This window comes from Arthrobacter alpinus (assembly GCF_900105965.1).
Classification (GTDB): domain Bacteria; phylum Actinomycetota; class Actinomycetes; order Actinomycetales; family Micrococcaceae; genus Specibacter; species Specibacter alpinus.
Genome location: NZ_FNTV01000001.1, coordinates 215,334 through 239,673, shown reverse-complemented (window position 1 = coordinate 239,673; position 24,340 = coordinate 215,334). Strand labels below are relative to the sequence as shown.

General features: G+C 55.7%; 21 protein-coding genes and 1 pseudogene. 7 read left to right on the top strand and 15 right to left on the bottom strand.

The features are described 5' to 3' along the window. Positions 1-24: 24 nt before the first annotated feature. Together BLV41_RS01050 and BLV41_RS01045 are read right to left on the bottom strand one after the other, a co-directional pair. Positions 25-1,710, bottom strand: a complete 1,686-nt coding sequence (locus BLV41_RS01050; RefSeq protein ID WP_074709760.1) for a UvrD-helicase domain-containing protein — start codon at positions 1,708-1,710, stop codon at positions 25-27. After that, positions 1,703-3,361 (bottom strand): ATP-dependent nuclease, encoded by a 1,659-nt coding sequence (locus BLV41_RS01045; RefSeq protein WP_170835398.1) that lies wholly within the window; start codon positions 3,359-3,361, stop codon positions 1,703-1,705. The genes BLV41_RS01050 and BLV41_RS01045 overlap by 8 nt, the downstream gene beginning before the upstream one ends. A gap of 629 nt (positions 3,362-3,990) precedes the next feature. Here BLV41_RS01045 and BLV41_RS01040 point away from each other — a divergent pair. After that, positions 3,991-4,326 (top strand): hypothetical protein, encoded by a 336-nt coding sequence (locus BLV41_RS01040; RefSeq protein WP_139244170.1) that lies wholly within the window; start codon positions 3,991-3,993, stop codon positions 4,324-4,326. 54 nt (positions 4,327-4,380) lie between these two features. On the opposite strand, the gene BLV41_RS21525 is transcribed toward BLV41_RS01040, so the two are convergent. Then, the gene (locus tag BLV41_RS21525; protein WP_139244169.1) at positions 4,381-5,127 is read right to left on the bottom strand and encodes a hypothetical protein; all 747 of its coding nucleotides are present in this window, start codon (positions 5,125-5,127) and stop codon (positions 4,381-4,383) included. 9 nt (positions 5,128-5,136) lie between these two features. Beyond that, the gene (locus BLV41_RS21520; protein ID WP_139244168.1) at positions 5,137-5,727 is read right to left on the bottom strand and encodes a hypothetical protein; all 591 of its coding nucleotides are present in this window, start codon (positions 5,725-5,727) and stop codon (positions 5,137-5,139) included. Between the two features lie 223 nt (positions 5,728-5,950). On the opposite strand from BLV41_RS21520, the gene BLV41_RS21925 reads away from it, so the two are divergent. Then, positions 5,951-6,112 carry a hypothetical protein gene (locus BLV41_RS21925; RefSeq protein WP_170835397.1) on the top strand — a complete coding sequence of 54 codons (162 nt, stop codon included), beginning with the start codon at positions 5,951-5,953 and terminating at the stop codon, positions 6,110-6,112. A gap of 68 nt (positions 6,113-6,180) precedes the next feature. Here BLV41_RS21925 and BLV41_RS01030 read toward each other — a convergent pair whose 3' ends face one another. The 3 genes from BLV41_RS01030 to BLV41_RS01020 all read right to left on the bottom strand — a co-directional run bounded on the left by BLV41_RS01030 (position 6,181) and on the right by BLV41_RS01020 (position 7,871). Then, a complete protein-coding gene (locus BLV41_RS01030; RefSeq protein WP_074709752.1) occupies positions 6,181-6,606 on the bottom strand; it encodes a hypothetical protein in 426 nt (141 codons plus the stop codon). A gap of 18 nt (positions 6,607-6,624) precedes the next feature. Next, positions 6,625-7,098, bottom strand: a complete 474-nt coding sequence (locus BLV41_RS01025) for a hypothetical protein (RefSeq protein WP_139244167.1) — start codon at positions 7,096-7,098, stop codon at positions 6,625-6,627. 194 nt (positions 7,099-7,292) lie between these two features. Then, entirely contained in the window at positions 7,293-7,871 is a 579-nt protein-coding gene (locus BLV41_RS01020; RefSeq protein ID WP_074709747.1) for a recombinase family protein, read from the bottom strand. 236 nt (positions 7,872-8,107) lie between these two features. Between BLV41_RS01020 and BLV41_RS01015 the strand changes: the two genes are divergently transcribed. After that, on the top strand, positions 8,108-8,509 hold the full coding sequence (locus BLV41_RS01015) for a hypothetical protein (protein ID WP_074709745.1): 402 nt from the start codon (positions 8,108-8,110) through the stop codon (positions 8,507-8,509). Here the strand turns inward: BLV41_RS01015 and BLV41_RS01010 are convergent. From BLV41_RS01010 to BLV41_RS00995, 4 genes and pseudogenes are all read right to left on the bottom strand, one after another. After that, complete coding sequence (locus tag BLV41_RS01010; protein WP_139244166.1) at positions 8,506-9,096, bottom strand: hypothetical protein; 591 nt, start codon at positions 9,094-9,096, stop codon at positions 8,506-8,508. The two genes, BLV41_RS01015 and BLV41_RS01010, sit on opposite strands and share 4 nt — an antisense overlap. 134 nt (positions 9,097-9,230) lie before the next feature. Further along, positions 9,231-10,844 carry a recombinase family protein gene (locus tag BLV41_RS01005; RefSeq protein WP_074709739.1) on the bottom strand — a complete coding sequence of 538 codons (1,614 nt, stop codon included), beginning with the start codon at positions 10,842-10,844 and terminating at the stop codon, positions 9,231-9,233. Positions 10,845-10,894: 50 nt separating this feature from the next. Further along, a pseudogene (locus tag BLV41_RS01000) lies at positions 10,895-11,302 on the bottom strand (CpaF family protein); the annotation flags it as partial. A 117-nt stretch (positions 11,303-11,419) separates the two neighbouring features. Beyond that, positions 11,420-13,516, bottom strand: a complete 2,097-nt coding sequence (locus tag BLV41_RS00995) for an acyltransferase family protein (RefSeq protein ID WP_244516677.1) — start codon at positions 13,514-13,516, stop codon at positions 11,420-11,422. Positions 13,517-14,357: 841 nt separating this feature from the next. Here BLV41_RS00995 and BLV41_RS00985 point away from each other — a divergent pair. Then, a complete protein-coding gene (locus BLV41_RS00985) occupies positions 14,358-15,284 on the top strand; it encodes a CAP domain-containing protein (RefSeq protein ID WP_074709732.1) in 927 nt (308 codons plus the stop codon). Positions 15,285-15,764: 480 nt separating this feature from the next. Here the strand turns inward: BLV41_RS00985 and galE are convergent, their stop codons facing one another. From galE to rfbB, 3 genes are read right to left on the bottom strand one after another with little or no spacing between them, the layout of a single operon-like run. Further along, positions 15,765-16,778, bottom strand: coding sequence for a UDP-glucose 4-epimerase GalE (gene galE / locus BLV41_RS00975; protein WP_074709726.1), 1,014 nt, complete (start codon positions 16,776-16,778; stop codon positions 15,765-15,767). 1 nt (position 16,779) lies between these two features. Continuing rightward, on the bottom strand, positions 16,780-18,201 hold the full coding sequence (locus BLV41_RS00970) for a sugar nucleotide-binding protein (protein ID WP_074709725.1): 1,422 nt from the start codon (positions 18,199-18,201) through the stop codon (positions 16,780-16,782). A 2-nt stretch (positions 18,202-18,203) separates the two neighbouring features. Beyond that, complete coding sequence (rfbB, locus tag BLV41_RS00965) at positions 18,204-19,202, bottom strand: dTDP-glucose 4,6-dehydratase (RefSeq protein ID WP_074709722.1); 999 nt, start codon at positions 19,200-19,202, stop codon at positions 18,204-18,206. Between the two features lie 238 nt (positions 19,203-19,440). Between rfbB and BLV41_RS00960 the strand changes: the two genes are divergently transcribed. Next, a complete protein-coding gene (locus tag BLV41_RS00960) occupies positions 19,441-21,237 on the top strand; it encodes a GH25 family lysozyme (RefSeq protein ID WP_074709720.1) in 1,797 nt (598 codons plus the stop codon). Positions 21,238-21,253: 16 nt separating this feature from the next. Here BLV41_RS00960 and BLV41_RS00955 read toward each other — a convergent pair whose 3' ends face one another. Further along, positions 21,254-21,970 (bottom strand): glycosyltransferase, encoded by a 717-nt coding sequence (locus BLV41_RS00955; protein ID WP_244516675.1) that lies wholly within the window; start codon positions 21,968-21,970, stop codon positions 21,254-21,256. Between the two features lie 199 nt (positions 21,971-22,169). Here BLV41_RS00955 and BLV41_RS00950 point away from each other — a divergent pair, with 199 nt between their 5' ends. Further along, on the top strand, positions 22,170-23,402 hold the full coding sequence (locus BLV41_RS00950; RefSeq protein ID WP_044572617.1) for a polysaccharide biosynthesis protein: 1,233 nt from the start codon (positions 22,170-22,172) through the stop codon (positions 23,400-23,402). Continuing rightward, positions 23,374-24,321: a glycosyltransferase gene (locus tag BLV41_RS00945; RefSeq protein WP_074709715.1), complete on the top strand. Its 948-nt coding sequence runs from the start codon at positions 23,374-23,376 to the stop codon at positions 24,319-24,321. Before BLV41_RS00950 ends, BLV41_RS00945 begins: the two co-directional genes overlap by 29 nt. Positions 24,322-24,340: the final 19 nt, after the last annotated feature.

The window sequence follows — 24,340 nt, the reverse complement described above, 5'->3', positions numbered from 1 at the left end:
CGACCGTAGGATAGTTGGTTCGCATCATGTGGATGAAATCACTGACCAGTCGGCCTCCCTCAACCACTGGACGACGTCATCGTTGTATCGAAGTGATTTGGATTCTTGAAGATACGAACGGAAGGAAGAGGGCTCGGACTTGTGTACAGTACCCCACGGCATCCGGACTTTTGATGCCCCGAGAACGACTGCACCGTGACGTGCCCGTGAAATCATTACGGAGAATACCCTAGCTTCCTCATGCCACGACTCAAGACTCTCTGCTTTGCTAGATGGAATGGAGCCTTGTTCGAAACCTACGACACACACCCAATCAAACTGTTGACCCTTTCCAGCGTGACCGCTGAGAAGATGGACTCCGGGCGCACCAAGTAGTGAATTTTTGTCCGTTGCTCGCACACGCTCTCTGATCTTCGACATGTCTGTGTCTTGACTTAGTTGGTCTTGTATCCAGTCGATGCCTCCCAACAAGCTCGCGGCAGTGTCGGGGTCATCAGTCACCTCTGTGCTCAACAAAGATCGGAGGTAAGTTCGCTGGTCAACAGCCGACTCCCAGAGGGCAACGTCGAAGGCCGCGAGCGCACCACGAAGCTCCCTCGCCACGTCTTTTTCCAGAATTGGGTCATCCCACCGGAACCACGGTAGCCCGCTGGAAGAAATGGCGTCGTCAACTGCGGATCGTCGAGGTGCGCTTCTGCTTAGGACGCCTATTCTTTGCGTGCCCGACTGTCCAAGAACGAACTTGCAGAACCCGACCACCCAATTTGCTTCCGCATCATTTGTTTCACAATCAACCAAGCCGCCTAGTCCTCCAAGGAACCACTTTTCAGCGTCGGCGGCGTGTAGCTGCTCGCCGCCGGTGACAGGCGAAAGTGAGTTGACCATGGCGAGTACGGCTGGCGAAGATCGATGTGACGTTGTAAAGACCCTTTCTTCGGGTTCCTCAGCGCGAATAGCCGAAAGAACTTCTAGAGGTCTTGCCCCTGTGAAAGAGTAGATGCCTTGGGCCAGATCCCCGGCAAAAGTAGTTCTTCGTTTGCCGATCGCCGAAATAACGCGAAGCTGCTGTGGAGTGAGATCTTGAAATTCGTCCACTATCACGGCGCCGAAGTGCTGACTGTAGATCTGCGCGACCATGGGATTCATCAAGATAAGCTCTGCGTATCTGAGAAGATCATCGTAGGTTAGCCGATTTTCGCGAATCCGGAGCGCCTCGATAGCAATGAGAGTTTCGTCCCCTACCAACTCAAGACCAGACTTGATCTCGCTGTCGTTCAGTGCATGCAGTTTTAGGTCTCGCAAAGTCGAAGCAATGAACCCCGACCGCTGCCGGGACAGATTCTGCAGCCTGCATTGCTCACCTACCCAATCACCATCTGGTAAGACGACCTCAGGAGAGAGTCCTACTACGTTGCCGTGGGAACGGATGAGTCTCGCCGCCAGTCCATGAAAGTTGGTAGTTGTGATCCGATCACGGAGCACCGGACCTGAAACATATTCAGCGAGTCGATCGCCGATGTTGTCTCGTGCTTTCTTTGAGAAAGTGGTTACCAAGATTCGCTTGGGTCGCTTAATCTGATCACGCTGAATGAGCCCCGCAATTCTCAAGGCCAAAGCTTCAGTTTTTCCGCAGCCAGCAGGCGCGATGATCAGCATGTTGAGATTTTCAGCATCACGTATTGCTTGCTGATCCGGTGTGGGGCTAAGCATCGCCCACCGAGACAAGATCATCAAGCAGTCGGTGGACACTGTGGACTTTCGCAGCTGTCTCTGGCGTCAAGACTTGCGAAGCAACTAGAGCGGAGTCCACTTTGTTGCCCCTCAGACGACAGAATGCCGACAGGTCATAGTCTGAAGGGAAGGCCGTTCCTGCGACCATGGCAAGCGAACTCAGACGTCCTTTACTGAAGAGAGCGGAATCACAAAGCGCCTTGTACAACACTTCACTGCCGATTGCACGCACATATTCTCCTTCCAGATCTGGTTCTGAAACGAAGATTGACTGAGTTCCGAAATCAGCCTCTGTGGTGCTGGTGTGCAACTCTGTAGCCCCCACCGCGTCTCGGTCGATCAGAATGGCCATGTCGATGTCGAATCCGTTGGGGCCGAACAACTTGAACACTGGTTTGACTTCACCGCCTCCGCCCAGCGGCAAGGATGTCACCCCGAGCTGTTCAATGGATCTTGCGGTTAACTCTCCTACTTTTCTAAGAATTACGTCATCTGAGATGCCCTCAACAATGACGACTTTCCGTGCCGTCAACGGCTTAAGCTTATTGGGGACCCACCAACGAAGTTTCATACTTTCGTCGTTGCTAAATACTCCGCGTTTAGCCTGTACCATCTTGCCCCCCGGCTTGACGACAAGTATCTCGTCAACCGCGAACATAGCGACTACGTCCGGCGAATGCGTTGCGATGATCTTCTGGGTTTGCCCTGACTCTAATAGTCGGGCAAGGCTCCGCTGGCTGGCGGGGTGAAGGTGAACTTCTGGCTCATCAATTGCAACGATCGACGCAGACGATGCAACCAAGTCAAATAGCGCCATGGCGTACAGGGCTCTGGACCCGTCCGACATCTCGGAGAAAGTTCGGACGCCATCTGCCGACTTGAACTGGAGACGTACTTCAGCGAACGGATCGGATGAGGCATTCGAGACAAAACTCAAGTCACCGTGTTCAAGCTTCGCAGGCAAGGCTTTCGACAGTTGCCCGGAAATTCTCGTTCTAAGATCTCTGAGAATAATGGAGTCGTCCAACTGAGACTGCATCGATTCTGAGATGTCCTTGAATATGACTGCTTCTTCACCGAGATCCACTGAAGCGAGTATCGACGCTACAGACGGGTTCTTTTCATCGCGAAAGTCCCGGAACGAAGTCTGTGTCGCACTCAATGTTGTCCATCCCAACCCAAGCAGTTGATCGCGTGAAATCTGACGTCCGGTTGCACCGTCAGGGGCGGTGCGTCGGATGCTCAGCGTTCCAAGGTCGTCAGCTTCCACGTCAAGCCGGACTCGCAGCGTCTCCGCGCTTGTTTGAGGGTCAACGTTTATCTCGTCCGGAAACAGCTCTCGGTCCACCATTGAAATGCCCGTAAGGACTACTTCAATCGTCAGGGGCTGACGTGTATCTCGGAAGTCCGCGATGGTCAGCTTCTGATACAAAGCACCCGTAGAACTGCCCAGTGCCAGATCTAGACAACGAAGGATGGATGACTTTCCAACGTCGTTAGGGCCGACAATCACCAGATGACGCCCCACCTCGATAGTCGCGTCCTGTATCCGATTATGGTTCCAAATTGAAAACCGACAAACCCTCACTATGCCCCCAATTTTGTGAACTTCTTGTTCAATTGCAATCATGCCAGAGCAAAGCGGTCCCCCGGGTTCTGCGCAACGCCTCTTACCCCCTATATGGCGGGTAAGCGCACTGCCTACCTCCCCTTTCCTCCATGAATGGGCATCCATTTGAATGAGTATCCACGCCCAGCAGTATCGCAACATTCTGAGTTCAGATTCATCCAGAACTCAGAATGTTGCTCAGCCCTTGGTCCGAAGGGGCGCCGGGGCAGCGACGAATAGTATTCATCACGGGCGAATAATAATTCACTCTGGTACTGTGCCATCATGACGAAATTGGGGAAGCAAAGGCGTTCGGCAGTAGTTAAATTGGGTGGTTACCGCCCTGCTCTCGGCGGTGAAGTTCCGAAGAACATAGGTCGGGCGATTGCCCAAGCGGTGCTTCGTGAAGTGGAGTCAGCGAACCGCATGCACCCCGGAGCTAGCAACACAGACTTCACTTCGGCCATTCATCAGATCAGTTCGACACTGGCTGAGGTCGTCGTCGCTTACGCCCCGCAGCATCTGTCCAGCAGCAACCACAAGGTCGTTGACTGCCCAGCGTGCATCCATGAGATTGCGATCCCTGTTGCAGCTTTAGAGCGCGAAGCAGCGACTGCTGGATGTGCACCGGCATTGGCTGGAGGATGGCTTTGACGGTCTACGTAGATAAGCAGGGACTCCCCATCGATACTAAGACGTGGCGGGACATAGTTGACCCCGAAGGCACGACCATCGCTCATGATCACGTCGGCGGACTGTCTGTCCTTACCGTCTGGGATGGCGAGGGAAAGTACGCAGGTGATGAAATCTTTGGCGTGTACGTCGATGGCCGTGACGTTCGAGGCCACAAACTTTCCACCTTTCATGACTTCGCTCATCAGTCCGAAGCCATGGACTTTCATCGCCAAGCTGTTGCGCGGCTCCGTGTGATCGCTGACGCAGTTGATGCTGGCATTACGCCGTTCCTCGCTGAGGGTGCGCTCTGAAAAATAGCTCTTGAACCGCCCCGGTCACCGTGCGACCACGACGCGGCTACCGTGTCACATCGCTTGTAGGGCAGCCTTCCGCTTCTTGATCCAGTAGAAGACACCACCAGCCACAGCCACCACCAGCAGTCCTACTGCACTCCACACCAAGCTCCAGCCAATCCCCCAGCTCTCGCCTTCGACTACGGCCACTTCCTCAACTTCGTCATCGTGGATCATGTTGATCTCATGCTGAGCGCCTGCGGCGGGTGTAGGGGTTTGCGTGGGAGATGCCTTGGTTGTTGAGGGTGTGAGTGATGGCTTGGTCTCGGGCTTAGGAGCTGCGGGTGCTGCATCGGTGACGGGTTCGGGAGCTTCGACAACAGGAGCTTCTGCGACAGGCTCAGGCGCTACATACTGCTGGTCGGGAGCGATGTGCTGCGCTACGGGTGCAGGCGGCACATACGCGGGGGCCTGAGGGGCTACTGGAACTGCGGGAGGTACATAGAGAGCCACTGGCGCTGGTGGTACATATGCGGGCGGCTGGACTGCTGGCTGCTGAGGAGCGGGTGGCTGAACAACTCCGGGCTGAGCGACAGTGTTATCCGAACCGCCACCGACAGTGCCGCCACCGCCGCCACCAACTCCAGCACCGTTGTAGACGACGCAGAACTCGGCGCCGTTACCAGCCACTGATGCGATGAAGCCGGGAGGGCAAGCGATGGCCGCTGATGCCGGGTCTGCGAGCGCAATACCCCCAGCTCCAAGGATTGCGGCTGCGAGTGTGATCGATGCAAGGCGATGGCTCAGCGATGGCTGCACGGTTGCTCCCTATCCCTGCGCCAAGCAGGTAATCTTCTCAGCTTCGCCCACCGTGAGCACGAATCCACTCTCCGTAGCTTCTAGCCCGAACTGTATGCTGCTGAAGCTACCGTCCGCATTTACCGCGTTGACGTTGGAGAATGCCGGAAGGTCAGCAGGGATTCCCGCCCAAGTTGCTTGGAGCTTGTAACCGTCAATCGACGGCAGTTGGTCTTGACCGTCCTCGGTCCAAGTTTCATTGGCGATTGATAGCTCACCATTCTGAATCTTGTAAGCGCCCTCGGTGATTCTTAGTGCGCCGGTCTTGGATACCTGCTGAGTTTTGTACCGCCCTCCGCCAATAGTCAGGGTGACAGGCTGCACGCCAAGGACGACACCTTTCTCATTGCCGATTGCTAGCCCCCAGTTACGGATCGCATCGATCTTGCAGGAGAAGGTCTGTTCAAGCCAGTGAGCCTTAGTCGCAGTGGGAGCGCCTGCACCTGCACCCGCACCCGCACCCGCTGCATGATCAGTAGCTCCACCACCGCTTGAACAGCCCGCGAGCGCAATTGCCGCGACTAGAGATAGTGCGGATACGACTTTGGTCGGTGATTTCACGGTGACCCCCAATAGTTCTGCGTGCGATTCGGCAAGGCTATCGGTTGCGTATGACAATACAAACGTTATGACCATCGAATTGACGAAGTGACGCTAAAACTAGCTGAAGGAGTCCTGTGAAGACGACCAAGACAACGGTCACTCACCTCGTTCAGGACCCCAAGGCCGGCATGACGTTGCTAGAGCTGATCCAGTTCGTTCAGGCTGCGAGAGCTGCTGTCTCATGCATAGCGCACTCTTCGATGTCCCCGCTGAAAGCGCAACAGGTGCTGCCAGTACCGCCCTAGCGGTATTTGCTGGCATCACGCGGCTCATGGCGCTGCCGCAGGCAGATGAAATCCTGAAGCGCTTTGTGCCGTGGCTAGCAAGCGAGCCTAAGAACTAGGTATCCAACCCACTACACACAAAGAACTCCCCACTAACCTTCGTTGGCCGGTGGGAGTTCTTTGTGGATTAAGAGGTCTTGCGCTTGACTTCTACGCTTGAAAAGTCATTGATCACGTAGCAAGTCTTGTCGATCGTCGTGCCGTCAGCATTCTCAATAGTGAAGTCGATATTGTAACTAATCTTGCCCTTCAATGCGTCAACTTTATTGACGCTGCCGGACCAGAACATACGGTCAACTTGGAGTTGGCCTTGGGTATGCAACTCATTGATCCGGTCCTCGCACGCCTGCCTGACTTTGGCAGCGGTGATGTCATCCACCTTGCCGTATTCAATGGGTGCGGCGGAGGATGCTGCCTCAGCCTTCTCTTCTCGCTGGCCTTCCAGAATCGGGGTGGCGATACTCCCCACGACGATGAATGCGATCAGCACCAACATGATGTTGCGGTAGCGGAAGATGCCCTTCTTTTTGGGCTCCGGCTTGGTGTCCCCCATAGATATCATCGGGCAATTCTAGCGGTTGAGCATGGTCGCGTCTTTTTGCAATTCCCTGTATTGGCAAACCTGAGAGTGAGAGAGGTCATCCCCCGCAGGGGTGGTTGCAACCCAAGTCACGCTCACCTCGTAGCCCATCCTGTCGTATCCGAGGTCAACTTTCTTGACAGCTCCTGTGAAATCCACGGAAGTAACGGTATAGGGCTTGGGCTTGACGTTGGCGATCTCCCGGCCTGAATTGCCAGCAACGGCAGCCAATTGGGCAGTACAAGCATCCTTCACCATCGCGATGGTGGACGCATCCACACTGTCAATCTCTGCGGCGGCTGAAGTCTTAGCGGCTGTGGCCTTTGACTCAGTGTCGTCCCCTCGCACCATCGAGTAAACGGTCATCGCGACGATGAAAACGACAAAGAACAACATGACGTTCCGAAAGCGGAACAGCGATTTCTTCTTGGCTGGCGCTGGCTTGGAATCCCCCATAGATGTCATGGGGCGATTCTACCGGTGTCTACTCATGCATCCGGCGCTCAAGCAACCTTTCCGTATGCCCCAACATTTCCATGTGCCCTGCGTCATCGAAATGGCTGCGCGATCCCTAATCTCCCTGATGGGACTGGGCAAAAGGAAAGGATACTCAGATAGTGAGTACCCTTTGTGGATTGAGTCGTTAGTACCGATGCCAGCTATGCAGTTGCGAGAGCCTGAGCTTCACGATGGGTCTTCATGTGCCGGTACACGGTGGCTTCCCCTACCCCCAGCTCCTTTGCGATTGAAACGACCGTGCGCTTCGCTTCACGCATGGAAACGATCTGAGCACCGATCTCAGCATCAACAGCCTTGGGGCGTCCCCCCATACGGCCACGCTCGCGAGCAGACACGAGTCCTGCCATGGTCCTCTCGCGATTCAGCTCTTTCTCAAACTGTGCAAACGATCCAACCACAGAGAACATAAGCTTGCCGCTCGGGGAAGTGGTGTCCAGCGCGTCAGAGATTGACTTGAACTGGATGCCACCAGCATTTAGAGCCTCGATGACGCCCAGCAGGTGCGAGAGCGACCGACCCAAGCGATCAAGTTTGTACACGGCCAAGGTGTCGCCCTCACGAAGGTATTCCATGCAGGCTTTCAGCTCGGGGCGATCAACGCCGGACCCCGCTTTCTTCTCGCGAAAGATTTTGGTGCAGCCAGCAGCTTCGAGGGCATCGATCTGGAGGTCGAGAGACTGGTCTGCGGTGCTTACGCGAGCGTATCCGATGAGTGACATGGCAAAACTCTATCAATAAGGTTGTCAATTGGCTATTGGTAGCATTCATCTATCTAAAGCGATTTTTGGCGATTGTGAGAGCCATGCTTCCCACTGGGCACCTATCACTCAGAACCCATCGTTTTTGAGGGGTGAAGGGGGCGTGCGGCGAATCAAAGCGGTGCGCAAGAAGTCAATAGTGTGACCGTGGCGATTGGGATTGGGACGAATTTGGTGGTGGTGGATAAATTGAAGGCATGGGTGCGCATGGAAAGAAGAGTGACAAATTGCCTACGACGCAAACGTGGGTGGTGGTAGGCATCACCGTGGCCCTACTCGGTGGCTGCGCCCTGACCGGCATCGGGAAGAGTGACAAGGGACCGACTCCTCCACTTTCACGGATTGCCACTTCCGAAGAGGCGAAGAAAGTTGCTAAAGCCTGCGGCGACCATATGCAGATTTATGCGCGCAACTCGTTCAAGACTTCAAATTGGGCGATGTCCTTCGTCGGCGATGTCAAAGTAGCTCCTCCATCCAAAAATGGCGAGCATCGCGGCTATATCGTCGCTGTGGATGTAGACCTTGGTGGGGGATCAGTGGCGAAAATGTTGTGCGGTGTGGACGCAGACTACAACGGGCAGCGATTCTCCTATCGCTAGAGCGGATAAGGGGTGTCCTTTTGCTTGGGGAAAGCCAGCTCATTGCCCAAGGTCATCATGTTGTTGGTATTCCACACTGGTTCGCGGCGGAGCCTCTTTCTGATCCAGCGAACAGCCTTACGCTTGCGAATCTGCCAGACAGACATCCGTGTCCCCTGAAGCCACGGGTGAATTCTCTCGTCTAGCAGAACGAAGCCTTCTGCCTTGGTGATTTCGTCAGGCGTCAAAATGGCATTATCTCCTGAGTAGGGGTTGATCTTGGACCGAGCGTAGAACAATTCCACTGAGTCGGCTCTAAATCTTGCATCCTGCCGCCAAGACCGCACCATCATTCCTACATCAATGGCCAAGTCGAGGGACCCCTGTTCTGGGTCGTACCGCTGGAGCTGCCCTTCGATGAGAGCGATTAGCGGGACAGCACCACCGTAGGATTCGAGGAACTCGCTCATGTAGCTAATTCTGATCTTGGTGAGGTTGTCACCCTCCAAGTCGTCCAGTTGCCGCACAAGGTCACGCAGGGCGCGCTCCTGCTCCCGGTACTCAGCCTTACGGCGGTCTCGCTGCCATAGAACGATAGTGATCCACACGGGTACAACAATCGCCCCCATTGTTGTCGCCCATACCATCCAGTCAAACCACGTCGGCTGCACGTTGTTACCCCTACTACTATTACTACTATGGTGGGAATCTCCCGAGGTCATCCTAAGTGGTGCAGTGCCTGTTAGTACTTCGACCCATGTCGCTCGGCGTTGTCTCGGGCCATTTGCAGAAAATTTTCATCGCTTGGCGTATTCAGATCAACAAGCCTTTGATCGACCACGAAGTCTTCCTCTTCAACAATTTGCCCGAATGTAATTTTTACGCGACTGCCTTCAAATTTCGGACCCGAGCTTGTGCCTTTTGCGCTAGGCATCACCTTGATGCTGGAGGTGACATTCCGAATCGTCTGATTTTTCATGGCTAGGGCTTCTTGTGACTGATCTTTGGCAATTGATGCCCAGACTCTATGTGCTTCGGCTTCTCGCTCAGCCTTGATCTCTGCGTTGATCTCACCAACCACCAAAAAATTGATTTCTTCTTCTTGGGCCTTGAGCTGCTTTAGCAGTCGCCTTAGTTCGACACCTCCGTCATTCCCGAACAGACCCTCCGCTTCGAGGCTCATGTACTGCTTGCGCTTTTCAGCAATGGCAGTCAGCTCCGAGGCGACATCTCTGCGTGTGGGGGCGGATACAGGGGGTTTTCCGGCGTACTGGATACCATTCAACGGGCTGCTGTGGACTGCCAAAAATTTGTTCACCTCGGCCATTACGTGCTTCTCGACGCCTGTAGTGGACACTGAGATTTTGGCACAGCCACCGGTACTAAAATTGCACTTATAAGTCGTCTTCGAGTACCCCATCAGCGTGCCACAAAGACCACACTGCATCAGTCCAGCCAGCAAGCTCCGACTCAATGGCCTGCCCCTCGGAATCTCCTTGAGAATAATCATGAGCTTAGCTCGATCATCAGTATCCAGAATCGGCTCCCACGCAGCCTTTTTAAGGGTCCCCGGCACCTTGATTGGAGTCTTGGCTTTTTCGTTTTTACGCCTCACCTTGGCTGGGATGTACTCGCGCAGGCCATACAGCGTGGGACCCCGCAGAGCACCTTTAAGGGCTACTGGCTTGGTAAATTTGTGCCGAGTATTCTCTCGGAGATACTTCGTCGCGGCAGTAATAGTCATCCGTCCCGTGATCATCTCGGCGGCGATGTGCTGAATGACCGGAGCACTAACGGGATCAGGCTCGATCTCACCGACACGCTCACCTAGTTGATACCCCAATGGCAGGCGTCCGCCGCTCCATCCACCCCTAGCAAAGATCGCCTCATGGGCACTGACCTGCCGCTGCGCTTTATGGTCCACCTCGTACTGGGCGACAGTGGCGAACAGGCGAGCCGTCATCCTCCCTTGCGGAGTGTTGAAGTCAATTTTCCCTGCGGTCACAGAGTACATAGTGAACCCCGTGACCGCATGCTCTTCAATGATCTTTAGTAGCGCTTCCAAGTCGCTGACCGCTCTGTAAATTCGATCACTGTCGTAGGCGACTACGCCCATAATCTTGCCCTCTTCGATCATGAGCTTGAGGACCTCAAAGCCCTTACGGCGTTTCCCGTTGTAAGCGGAAACGTCGTTCTCTCGGATCACTTTGATGACATTCAGTCCACGCTGCTTAGCCAGACGCTCACAGTCCACTAACTGCCTCGCTACGCCCTCCCCGTCCCCCGTACGGTCGCTACTGATGCGCAGGTAGATTGCTACGGGGTCGCCGGGGCTGTGGGCCTGTGAGGAGGTCATTTAGCTACTCTAAGTGATATTCAGTCCTTACCCATGGATAAGTTATCCTTCGCGTCCACAAAGGGGCTGCTCAGATCGAGGCGGCGCCCCGAGCTCTTCAGCATTCTTTCCACCAAGTCCCGGACCTGCTGGAACGTGAAGCAGACGCTTGTCAGTTCTGATTGCCCATGCCTGGCAACAAAGACTTGATCCGGCGCATTCAACCAGATTTCTTCAATGTCAGGATCGTCGAGGAACGGCTGCAATTCACCGAAACCGGCGACGGCATTGAACACGGCTCGCTTGATGTCTTCACCATGAGTTAGAGCCGGAACCGCGCCAAGCAGAGACCGCTCACCGTAGTCATTGACGGCGGCCTCTATCAGTGCACGCATTTCGGGTCCCTGCCTCAGTGGGTCAAGCCCCTTGCGACGGATGAGTTCCCGAACTTCATCTTCAACTAATGCCAGCGCATCCAATCAGACCACCTCCGCCCCTTTGCGGTGTCCCCAACTCTGTGGTCAGGAGCCTAGCCGCTCAGATCAGATGACCGCTAGGGGCAAATGGGAACTGTGGATAACTTTGGGCCAAACGGCCTATTTCACATCCCACCCGGTTGCTGCTGCAATTCGTTCGCCGAGAGCAGGTGCCATAGTTTTGGCAAAGTCCCATGTAAGGTGATTTTGATCCAAATAGACCAGCACATTTCCCACGACCGGACTGCAGACTCCGTCCTTGCAGAGTTGGTCCGTAAGGTCGATCATGTGGGCGCCGTCGATCTGGTTCAATGATTCAGCCGGGTTGCTTGCCGCCAGGTGGCTCGCCTGTTGGACGGCACAGTCTTCCGAACTCGATTGCGCCACGCAGGATGCCATGTTGGCCACAAAACGTGGGTTGTCACGGACGCCCAGGACATCAATTCCTTCACTTGCAATGGACCGGACCGCAGATTCATAACCGGCCGGCACATGTTCTTCCGGAGAGTCCGCGACCGACTTCGTTGCCAGGGTGAGGACAGCATCCGGTTTGAGCTTGAGCACATAATCGAGCGCAGATTTATTGAAGTCGACACATTCTTCGCCACGGCCTGACGAGACGTTCTCGGCCCCAAAATCACAGCCCCCGAGCAGCAGTGCCACCACTTGCCAGTTGTTCTTCCGGGCCACTTCATTCAGTGCACCCGACAACTGCTGCGCATGGGAATCCCCCACCACCACTATTGTCTTTTTCGGCTTCTGGGTGAGTTCAGTTTGCACACAATTGTCTGTCAGCGTTCCGTCTGCTGGAGCCAGCGATCCTTCACATGCCTTGCCAAAAGTCACCCATTGCTTATCCAACGCGGTAAGGGCGGGCCGCAATGGCAGATCAGGGTCGGCTGCATCCACAAAGCCTGGTTGCAGGGCCAAGGCACCCGGATAGTTCCTGAAGACTTCGGATTGCGCGGCCTCATCTTGAGCTTGAAGGGCCAGCTCATCCGCGTGTATCCGCAGTTGCCACACACTGAGCGGCGCGGCGACTAACGCAATACAGACAGCGATCGTCAGGATGGCTCTGCGCCGCTTCTGCTCAATCCACTTGCTCCGACGGATGGGGGTGTCAATGAACTTTGTTGCAAGAAACGCCGCCACCAATGAGATCGCGATGATAACTGTGCCGGCCACTGCACCAGCATGGTCACGCCCCGTGTCCACAAGGAAAAACACCAGCAAGGGCCAGTGAAACAGATATAGGGCATATGAGCTGTCGCCAAGCCTGACCAAAGGCTTCCAACTTAAGAACCTGTCGGCACCGAACTTGCTGTCGGTGAACCCTGCAACGATGACAAACGCCGCTGCCAACGTTGGCCACAAAGCCATATAACCCGGGAATTGTTGTCCCACCTGCAGGATCATGCCGCAGGTAAGCATGGCAACAACGCCTAGCCAACCAAAGACAATTCGGGTAGATCGTTTAAAATCCAAATACGGCAGGATCAATGCAAGCATCGAACCCAAGGCAAACTCCCACAGCCGGGTCCGTGTATCAAAGTACGCAAACGCCTGATTTGTATTCGTCGTGATGATTGAGAAGACCAACGACACGGCAAACACGGCTCCGAAGAGGTACAACAGCACAGCACGAATCCTGAGCTTTCCGGCGCGAGCAATCATTGCACCCACCGCAAAAATCAAGGGCCAGAGGATAAAAATCTGTCCCTGAATGGAGAGCGACCAAAAGTGCTGCAGGGGGCTTGCGGCACTGTGGTCGGTTGCATAGTAGTCCACGGACTCGGCCGCCAGGAACCAGTTTTGATAGTAAAAAAGTGAAGCCCAAGTTTGCCCGAGTGTGCCTGTCCAACGCGTCTCAGGCAGAAACAAATATGTGCCAAGCAATGTCAAAAGAAGGGTGACTGCAATCAAGGGCAGCAGCCGTTTAAACAGGTGCGCCCAGTACTTGAACAGTTCCAATGCCCGGCCATTTTCCAGCTTGCGGGTGAACTGCCCCGTCAGGAGGAACGATGAAATAAGTAGAAAGACATCCACACCGCCGGAAATTCGCCCAAACCATACGTGATAGGCCACCACCATCAGGACGGCCACGGCCCGCAAGCCCTGGACTTCAGGCAAGAATTTGCGTTGATCACTCCGCTTGGGAAGGTTCGGTACCGGCGCCGCGCGGCGCCGGCTTCGGTTCCTGGATTGGTCTCCAGCCACAATCGACATTCTAGATAACACCTCAAAATAGGTGACGCTCAGATGCGAACGCCATTCGAATCCCCCAGCTGAGTTTACCCGGGTGACTGTGTACTCGTGCACTTCAGCCTCGAGTGCAGGCTCTTGGCCACGATCAACGCCGTGTAGGGATCGCCGCCCAGATCTTCCGTTACGGACTTCGCCCAGTAGTTCCAAACCCTTGTCCAGCTCCGGGCGCGTCGGATTGGAACCGCCCGGAATGGCAAGCAGTTTGCGTGTGATTCCCCGGACTCTCAAGAATTCAAGTAGCGCACAGTCAGGCTGGCTTGAAACATTCAAGGTAGCCCCAGACGCCGGAATTGGCTCAGTCCAAAACCGTCAGTTGCGCGTGGACAACGTTCTTTCAACCATCTTTGCGGTGGGACGATCCTCGGAACGTTCAGCATCGATGACCGTCCAGAAGAAGCAGCAAATAGACGTGTTGAAGGCGCATGGGTGACCCGTTCGAGAGTGGTCTACAACGACTCACTTCTCCGCACATATAAGTGTCCCTAATCCGAAAACAGAGTATTTCTTGACGCTTACTTCTAGTGACTGGTTGTGGAACAGGAACCGTCAATCTTAGCTAGCCGACGCCGCTTATGGGATATGCAAAGTCTCAAAATCTGATGGACCCGCGTCAACTGCTCTCCAGCGAGACGCTTTGTTTGCCCGGAAGCTTGACCGCCTCGGCGGCTGAATGTCCCACCAAGTTGCCGCGGCGGGTCTTTTCGGGGCCCGCTCTTTCGAGTGCCCGACAGCCCGTTGGTGAAAAATGGCGCATGATTGACTTCAACCAATGTTCCCCAATGAAAGTTCACCGATGCACAAGACCATTTCGTTGCTATCAACAGCAATATTAGCCGCCTCCCTGCTGGTAGTAGGGAGTTCTTCATCGACAGCAGCTACGCCGAAAGACCCCTTCATCGCCAAAGTGATGGAAATAACCAATGTGTACAGGGCCGAAAACGGTGCACGACCCGTGTTCTTCAACGAGGCCATCTCCCAAGGATCTCAGGCGTGGGCAAAGGAGATCAACAACCGTATTAATGCCGGCAAGCTCAACATGGCAACGATCCATCGCTCCGACTCCGGTCTGTCCATTCTCCCCAAGGGGCCGGACATGTACTCCGAAATTATTGGCATCAACAACAACGCACAGCAGATTGTTGACTGGTGGATGGCCTCGCCGTCACACCGGGCAGCTCTGCTAAATCCACGAGCCACCGACATGGGCATCGGACAGGTAAGGACAACCAAGTACGAATACGGATCGATGACTGTGGTCGTCGCCAACATCGCCGGTTATGCATCCAGTAGAATCCTCCAACCGACCGTGCCGGAATGGCCAACGCCTCCCACTGATTATGCCTACGCAGGCCACGTTCAAAACGTGGGCTGGCAATACATGGTGGCCAATGGCGCCGTAGCTGGCACCATTGGCCGAAGCATGCGGCTGGAAGCGCTCAACCTTGCCGGATCAGGACAGCTCGCACGCGCTCACGTCCAAGACGAGGGGTGGATGCCATGGCAGAGTACTAATTCACCCACTATTGGCACCGTTGGTAAGAGTAAGAGGATGGAAGCCATCCAAGTGAAATCGACCATGCCCAACATCAAATTCAGATACCGCGTCCATGTTCAAAACATCGGGTGGATGCCATGGGTCAACGACGGTGAGGTTGCAGGTACCGTTGGTCAGAGCCTGCGAATTGAGGCCGTGGAAATCCGTGTCGTGAACGCTTACTAGCCCACCACGGCAACCGGATAGGTGCTGGGAGTCGGAACAGATAAAAGGCTTTTCCCGTGTTTCCTCCCGAATGACCGGGTATAGCACCTCCCTACGCACGCTGAAAAACAGCGGACGCCTGTTCGTCGTTCAACGACCGCTCAACGCCGCGGTGTTTAGCCAGGGCAATGCCTTCCTGCTAACGGCTGAAGGTATGGGACCTGTCGAAGGTCAATCCTTTATTCACGAGCTCCACGCGCACACCCGGGTCGGCCAGCTCCTTCAAGGTCCAGCGTAAATCCCGCCGGCGTAATCTACAGGCATGGGTCACGTGTTGGGCTCCTCGAAAAAATTAGGTGCTCGATGCTGAGATGAATTTGCGGAAAAGAATTGGACCAGCGGCATCCGCAAGAACCCCTGCCACGATCCTGACGCCCACTATTCGCCCAACAAAAAGGCCGACCCTCACCGTCACGAGTGAGAGTCGGCCACGATTGAAACTTATTGGCTGTAGCCTTGGGGGTTATTAAACTGCCAGCGCCAGTGGTCCTCACACATCTGCATCAAGTTCCGGTGTGCCGACCACCCAAGGTCTGCCAATGCCGCAGAGGGGTCAGCGTAGCTGACGGCAGTGTCCCCCGGACGCCGGGGCGCAAATTCAAACGGGACAGGTTTTCCTGCGGCATCGCCAAAGGCCTGAATGACCTCCAGCACGGAAGACCCATTTCCAGATCCGAGATTCCAGCGGAACACTCCCTGATGACTAGGAAGGTAGTCCAGAGCGGCCAGGTGGCCTGCTGCGAGATCCATGACGTGAATGTAATCACGCACACCGGTTCCGTCAGGTGTCGGGTAATCATTGCCGAAAACCATGACCTTTTCGCGACGCCCCACAGCGACCTGGGCCACAAATGGCAGCAAGTTGTTGGGAACTCCAGTGGGGTCTTCGCCAATCCGGCCCGATTCGTGGGCACCGACAGGGTTGAAGTACCGCAGCAGCGCCACACGCCAAGTGGGGTCGGCTGCCCCAAGATCGGACAGGATGTCTTCGATCTGTTCTTTGGTTCGTCCATAAGGATTTGTGGCGTCCAACGGCATCTTTTCAACCAGCGGCACTTCTTCGCTCGCACCATATACGGTGGCCGAAGAGCTGAACACCAAGGTCCGCACCCCGTGTTTGTCCATGGAGGCGAGCAAATTCAGGGTTCCCACAATATTGTTTTGGTAGTACCGTAGCGGCTCCGCAACCGACTCCCCTACCGCCTTGAGCCCAGCAAAATGAATCACCGCGTCAAAGCCAGATGTGGCAAACAACGAGTCAACTCCCTGGACATCAAGCAAGTCCAGTTCAATGAACTCCGGATGTTTTCCGGTCAGCTCCTCCACCCTGCGTAGAGATTCAACGGAGGAATTTGCCAAATTGTCCATCACAACAACGCTATGCCCTGCCTCAAGCAAGCAAAGGACTGTGTGTGATCCGATATAGCCGGCTCCGCCGGTTACCAAAACTTTCATTTTATGCGTTCGCACCTTCATCTAGGTAGTCGGCCAGTCGTTGCTTGGCCGTTTCCGGCACGTACCCTGTGGCTTTGATTTTGCTTAGGTTCAGGGTGCTTTGAAGTGGGCGGGGCGCGGCGGTCTTGCCGTTGAAGTATTCGGCTGTGCTGATGCCCGTGACGGAATCGCGGTTGTGGCCGGTGAGTTCGTACACGTCGGCGGCAATGTCGGCCCAGGACTGGGGGTCGCCGTCGTTGCTGAGGTTGTAGACACCGTAGTCGGTTTCTGTTTCCAAGAGGTGTTTGATGCCGCCGGCGATGTCTTCGGTGAAGCTCAACCGCCCGATCTGATCGTTAACGACGCTGGGGGCGATCCCGCGGGCGGCGAGGGAGGCCATGGTGCGCACGAAGTTGCTGCCTTCGCCGATGACCCAACTGGTACGCACAATGTAGTGCCGGGGCACTGTTGAGACGATGGCGTCTCCGGCGGCCTTGGACTGACCGTAAACACCCAGGGGTGTCAGGGCTTCGTGTTCGTCATGGCTTTGTGCGGTGCCGTCGAAGACATAGTCACTAGAGACGTGCACGAGGGTGATTCCGTGGCGTGTAGCGACCTTTGCCAGGCTCGCGACGGCTGTGACGTTGATAGCCCACGCCGATTGACGCCCCTCGGGTGTTTCAGCGGTGTCCACGGCCGTGTACGCGGCGGCGTTGATGATCGTGGAGTAGCTCTTCCAGTTCCGGGTGTTGTAGGACGCCTCGGAGCTCAGGTCGAAGTCAGCCCTGGCGGCAAACTCCACCCTGGTATCGCCGTCGTAGGCAGCACGCAACGCCTTGCCGAGTTGTCCGTCGGCACCCACTACAAGAATCTTCTTGGCAGGCATCGGGGTGACATCGGCCAGGCGGGGGTGGGCCTTGTCCTTGTCGGAGAGCTCGGCCTGCTCCAACGGGATGGGCCATTCAATGGCGGCGGTCTCATCGGCCAGGTTCAAGAAGGTGTACTGGCCCTGGGCGTCGGCTGACCAGTGGTCGTTGACCAGGTACGTGTAGGCCGTGTCATCTTCGAGTGTTTGGAAGGCATTGCCGACCCCGCGGGGAATGAAGATCGCTTGTGAGGGGTCCAGTTCCGCGGTGAAGACGGCACCGAACGACTCCCCTTCTCGCAGGTCAACCCAGGCACCGAAGATCTTACCCGTGGCGACGGAGATGAATTTGTCCCACGGTTCGGCGTGGATCCCGCGGGTCGTGCCGGCTGTCTCGTTGAAGGAAATGTTGTTCTGCACCGGGGAGAAGTCCGGCAGGCCCAGGGCCATCATCTTCTCGCGCTGCCAGTTTTCCTTGAACCATCCCCTGTTGTCCCCATGCACGGGAAGGTCATAGAGGACAACCCCGGGAATCGTGGTGGCGGTGGCGGTCAGTGTCTTGGAGAACTCAAAAGTCATTCTTACTGGCCCTGTTCCTTGTACTTGGCTTCAGTGGCGGCCTTCTGCGGGCGCCACCATGACTCGTTGTCCCGGTACCACGTGATGGTGTCCTCGATGCCAGCATCAAAGTTTGCGAAGGAGGGCTCCCAGCCCAGCTCGGTGCGCAGCTTCTTGGATTCGATCGCGTACCGCAGGTCATGCCCCGGACGGTCGATCACGTGGTCGTAGGCGTCCGCTGCCTGGCCCATGTGAGTAAGAATCAGCTCAACAACGTCCTTGTTGTTCTTCTCCCCGTCAGCACCGATCAAATACGTCTCACCGATGCGTCCCTTTTCCAGGATCGCCAGCACCGCCGAAGAGTGGTCATTGGCATGGATCCAGTCACGCACGTTCTCGCCCTTGCCGTAGAGCTTGGGACGGATCCCGTCGATCACATTCGTGATCTGGCGGGGAATGAACTTTTCCACGTGCTGGTACGGGCCGTAGTTGTTGGAGCAGTTGCTGATGGTGGCCTGCAGCCCAAAGGAACGCACCCAGGCACGCACGAGCAGATCGGAGCCGGCCTTCGTGGAGGAATACGGGCTCGAGGGCGCATACGGGGTTTCCTCGGTGAACCGCTGGGGATCATCAAGTTCCAAATCGCCATAGACCTCATCGGTGGAGATGTGGTGGAAACGCTTGCTGTGCTTCCGAGCGGCCTCGATCAGCGTGTACGTGCCAATGATGTTGGTATCCAGGAACGGGCGGGGATCATGCAGCGAGTTGTCATTATGCGACTCCGCCGCGTAATGCACCACAGCATCAACGCCCGCTACCAGTGTGTCGACCAGGCCGGCATCGCAAATATCACCCTGCACGAAGGTGAAACGATCCGCAGGAAGACCGTCAAGGGACGCCAAATTACCGGCATAAGTAAGCTTGTCCAGCACCGTGACATGCAGATCAGTATTTTCAAGAACATAGTGGACAAAATTGGAGCCAATGAACCCGGCACCACCGGTCACAAGAAGATTTCGCATAGTTCCAGCATACGGGAATACACCAGTTCATCAGGAAAACACGAAGCTTGGAGGGCCTCCAAACAAGTTTTCTCACCAGTCACTGCATTATCGTGAGTATCATTGGCAACATTAGAGCGTAGCGCAACGTTGGGCTACTGCATGGCGTCCACCGCTCCCGATCCGACTCTTCCGTGTCGACGTCCGGCATCCGGCATCCGGCATCCGGCATCCGTCCAAATCCCCGTCCGAGGAAATCATGAAAACCAATAAATTGGCTGCTTTGCTGGCGTCCTTGGCGATGGCCTCCAGCGCCATCGGCGGCATCGGCGTCTCGCCAGCTCTTGCCACACCAGTTGGCGACAGCGCTTCACCTGTCGCAGAGGCCACGATTGCTCCCACCGAGCCTTCCACGGTCGCTCCAATTGAAGTGCCAGCCACAACCGGTGCTGAGGTGGTACCTTCAACCCCAAATTCGCTCACTAATACTCCAACCACTGAACCGCAGAAAGATGCAACCGGGCTGGACCAAGTCGCAGGCCCTGCTACTACTTCTCCGGATGCACCGCAGCGTCCCACCGATGGTGGAGCCGTCATGGGCCAAGCTGGCCAACTGGCACCCAAAAGTGCCACAAAACTGGCACAACCGTTGTCAGCCTCTAGCGAACCAACGGTAGGTGATCAACCTACGGGTACAGAAGGCAAGCCCTTGGGCCTTGATGTCAGTGGCTGGCAGAAAAACGTCAACTGGACCGCCGTGAAGAATTCCGGCGCCCGGTTCGCGTACATCAAGACTTCCGAAGGCCCCTGGACGCTCAACGACTATTTCACGCAGCAATATAACGGTGCCGCAAATGTCGGCTTGCTGCGCGGCGGCTACCACTTTGCGCGGCCCAACCTATCCAGCGGCTCCTCTCAGGCAAAAGTCATGCTTGAATCAGGTGGAGGGTGGTCTGGAGACGGAAAAACCCTACCTCCGGCTTTGGACATTGAGGACAATCCCTATGTCTCGACGGACAAAACCAACAAGTGTTATGGGATGGCCCCGGCGGCGCTGGTCAATTGGGTCAAAGACTTCACGAGCACAATCAAGGCATCAACTGGTCGAGACCCCGTGATCTACTCAAGCTACTACTTCTGGCAGGAGTGTTTTGGCAGCAGCAACGCGTTTGCCAACTCCAATCCACTGTGGATCGCCGCGTATTACGCATCCAGCCCCTGGATGCCAGGACAGTGGCCGAAGTACACCATTTGGCAGTATGCGAACGACTACGCAAACCCGGCACAGACAATACCAGCGACCTTTCCCGGCGACCAGAACGTTTTTAATGGCACCATGGACGATCTCCGTGAGCTTGCCAGTGGAACGAAGAAGCCTGTAATAGGACTCGTACCAGGCGCAACTGTCATCAGCGGCAAGTGGGGCGGAGACGGTAAGACATACGTCGGATGGTTCAAGGACTCGCAATGGTGTTTGGAGATGCCTGCAAATACCCGTCGGTGTTTCTACTTTGGCGCACCGGGCGACAAACCTGTCGTTGGTGACTGGGATGGTGACGGCACGGCGACCATCGGAATCGTAAGGTCCGGCGTTTGGCAATTGACCAACAACCTCAGCAGGTTGTCAGTGGATCTTGTCCAATACTTTGGTGTTGGGACGGATACCCCCATTACAGGCGACTGGAACGGGGACCGGAAGACGACCATTGGTATCTTTAGAAACGGAAGTTGGCAAGTCACCAATTCCCAAGCACGCAGTCCCAAGGTGGATGTTTCGGCTTATTTTGGGGTGGGTACCGACACGCCTGTCGTTGGAGACTGGAATGGTGACAGATGGGACACCTTCGGGGTGTGGCGCAATGGCACGTTCTGGTTGACAGACAGCCAGTTGCAACCGCCGGTCAACTACGTCTTCCGTTACGGCATCGGCACGGACCGCCCGACCACAGGAGATTGGAATGGTGACGGCAAGACAACTGTAGGCATAGTTCGGGACGGCACGTGGCAGCTCACGAACGATTTACAGAAACTGTCCGTCGATTCGGTGCGATTCTAGGAGACTGCATTCCGGACTAGAGTAACCGCTTGCTGGCATTTTTGGTTCGACGAACTGCCTCGGCGAATGCTCGCACGATCATAATTCGTGCTCTCAGGATGGCGCTCAGTGAGCGCCATCCACGCGGGGTGACGTTCTCATCATGTAGCCGTCGCAGAAGTGTCGGTTCGTCGAGGTGAACCATGGATTTGGCCACGTTGCCACACAACGCAAGCCACAAGTCGTGAGACTCTCTGAGATACGGGGGAACGGGCGCAAAAATTTCAGCTTGCTGCCGAGTCATGGCCATGCCGCAACCATAGTAGGGGCGGTAGCCGACTACGATACCGAAGATGTTGCGGAGGTGGTGGTTGGAGTCGCCCGACTTTAGTTCGGGAACATTGCCACGCGAGCCCCCTCCCAAGACAGCAAAGTTCGAAGCCACGACAGAACTGCTCTGTAGCGCCGTCAACATAAGTTCGAGCCGTCCGGGGATCCAGACATCATCCTGGTCGGCAAGGAATATGAATTTACCGGTGCTCGCCAGTACGGCTTGCTCAAAGGATCGGACATATCCCTGGTTCGTGGTTACTTCGATAATCCGCACCCTTGGGTCATCCAAGGCCTTGACGATTTCTACCGTGGCATCGCCAGAGGCATCGTCAACGATCACGACTTCGTCATTGTCCGCCAACTGAGCCAGGATGGACTCAAGTTGCTCAGCGACGTAACGAACCCCTCGATAAGTAGCCATACAGACACTAGCGCGGATAGCCACTGGCAAGGGTGACGGGTCAATCGGCATGCTGTTCACTCTTCACTTTCGAAGCTATGGTCTGGGCCGTGAAAGCTATTGACGACCACCACCGGCAAGTCTAGATGATTCGGGCCAGCGACCTCCTCCAGTAAGATTGAATGAACCACCCATCTGTCGCAAGGAATCCTTCGCATTCATGAAAACCGTACTACTGCGACTTTCGGGATTTACTTTCTTTCCCCTGTTGTCCCTGGTCACCCCCCTGCTCCTTCTTCCCGTCATCTCGTCTTTTGTGGGTGCCAGCGGAATCTCAAGCGTCATCTCCGGACAGGCCATCGGCACCTTTGGCGCCACCGTATTGATGTGGGGCTGGAATATTGAAGGTCCGGTAGCAATCGCACGCGCGGAGAATGCTCGCGACCGTGGCGCCATCTACCTCACGAGTTTGAGGACAAGACTCGTTTTGATGGTCTTTGTTTTGCCTGTTGCTTGCATCATCACTGCATGGGTGGCGGCGCCTGACTTCCGGTTCGATGCCGTCAGCATGGCGGTGGCCTCCTTGTTGGCTGGCATGTCGCCGGCTTGGTTCTGCATCGGCATGGGCCAGCCGAAACTGTTGGCTTTTTTTGACACGATTCCCCGTTTTCTCGCAACGGTCGTTTCTGTACCCCTACTCATGGTCACCCACCAGTTGTGGAACTACACGCTGGTGCTCGCCGTAGCCACCGTGGCAGCGCTGGTCTTCTTTCACCGAAAGCTCTCCCTCAAGGGCAGCTGGCTTCCCCGTAACATCCTCCAGACGTTCGTCGACATCAGGGAACAGGGGCACACCGCAGGTATTAACGTCGCTGCCAACGCTTATGCATCCACGCCCACCCCAATAGCAACTGCGACCACCCCGGCTGTCGCATCCGGCGCCTTGGCCACGGCAGATACCCTTTACCGGTTTGGGATTTTCACCGTTGTAGCTCTAGGCAACGCCTTCCAAAGCTGGACCATAGAACCCGGTGTCAGCCAGCAACGGCGACGGCATTTGGTAGCTATCTGGTCACACGCCGTATTAGGCGTCGTGGGCGCCGCCTTCCTGACGGCATTTGGGCCTTTCGCCAGTAGCTTGCTTTTCGCCGGGCAAATTCAGGCCACAACCGAACTCTGCTTTTACTATGGCGTTTCCTTTGCTTTCTTGTCGGCCAGCACACCCTTCATCCGCAATATCCTCATTCCTGCTGGCAAGAAGGCATTGGTCCTGCGCTGGACACTCGTTTCCGCCGTGCTCGGAGTGGCTTTCATGCTGATCTCAGGTACAAACGGTAACGTCGTGGGGGTTGCCATGGGCATGGCCCTCAGCGAGGTGCTGCTCTTCCTAACACTTCTGATTCCCGCTTTGCGTTTCCTCAACCATGAAAGTAGCTCACGCGACATTGGCTGACATCAATTCCCAGTTCACAACAGCTGCAGTGATAGCCGCATTCAAACCAGCGGCCACACTAGTCCACACCGTCGTGGCTTTGTCTCGGCAGATCAATCACATTGTGGTCGTCGACGACGGCTCTCCCGCCTCTTCGACCCAGATATTTGCGGAGCTGGAGAAAGCAGGAGCGCATGTAATCCACCAAGGCTCCAACCAAGGTATTGGTGCAGCTCTGAATGCCGGTGTAATGCTTGCTGAGAAGTCATTCCATCCCGACTACTTCATAACCTTGGACCAGGATTCGGTCCTGGTTGACGACTACGTCCGCCGCGCTCACCAAACGTTGAAGGAAGCAGCTGTAGCTGGCGTCTCCGTCGGCTTCGTATGCGCCGCCAGCTACAGCGGACATGCAAGCCCGCTGTGGAAGAACGTGGATGGCTTCTGCCAAGCCTTCGACCCCATGCAATCCGGTTTTTTCATTCCACGGCAGACCATTAGCACTGTGGGCAGATTTGCGGCTGACTTCTTTATAGACGGCGTTGATTCTGATTTCACCATGCGATGCCGTGATGCAGGATTAGCCACGATCATCGGCCCTGGCTGCACTATTGAACACGATCTGGGTGAGCGCGGCCAAGCCCAACTTTTCGGGCGCAAGGTACGAGTTCTGGGTCGGGACATCGGTTTCAACTACCATTCCCCCAGCCGCGTCTACTATATTTGCCGTAACGGAACTGCCCTGACGAAAAGGTACCTACGCAGCAACCCGGGATGGGTTGGCAGGCGTTTGGTCGAAGAGGCCAAGGCACACCTCCTTCGCTTTCTGTTCAGCCCGAACCGGGTGAAACTCCTCACGGCTGCCATCGCAGGATTGCGTGACGGATTCACGGGAAAGTCCGGACGTATCCCACAGCCCTTGGAGAAACGCTTGAGCTAGATCTGCGCCTACCAATTCG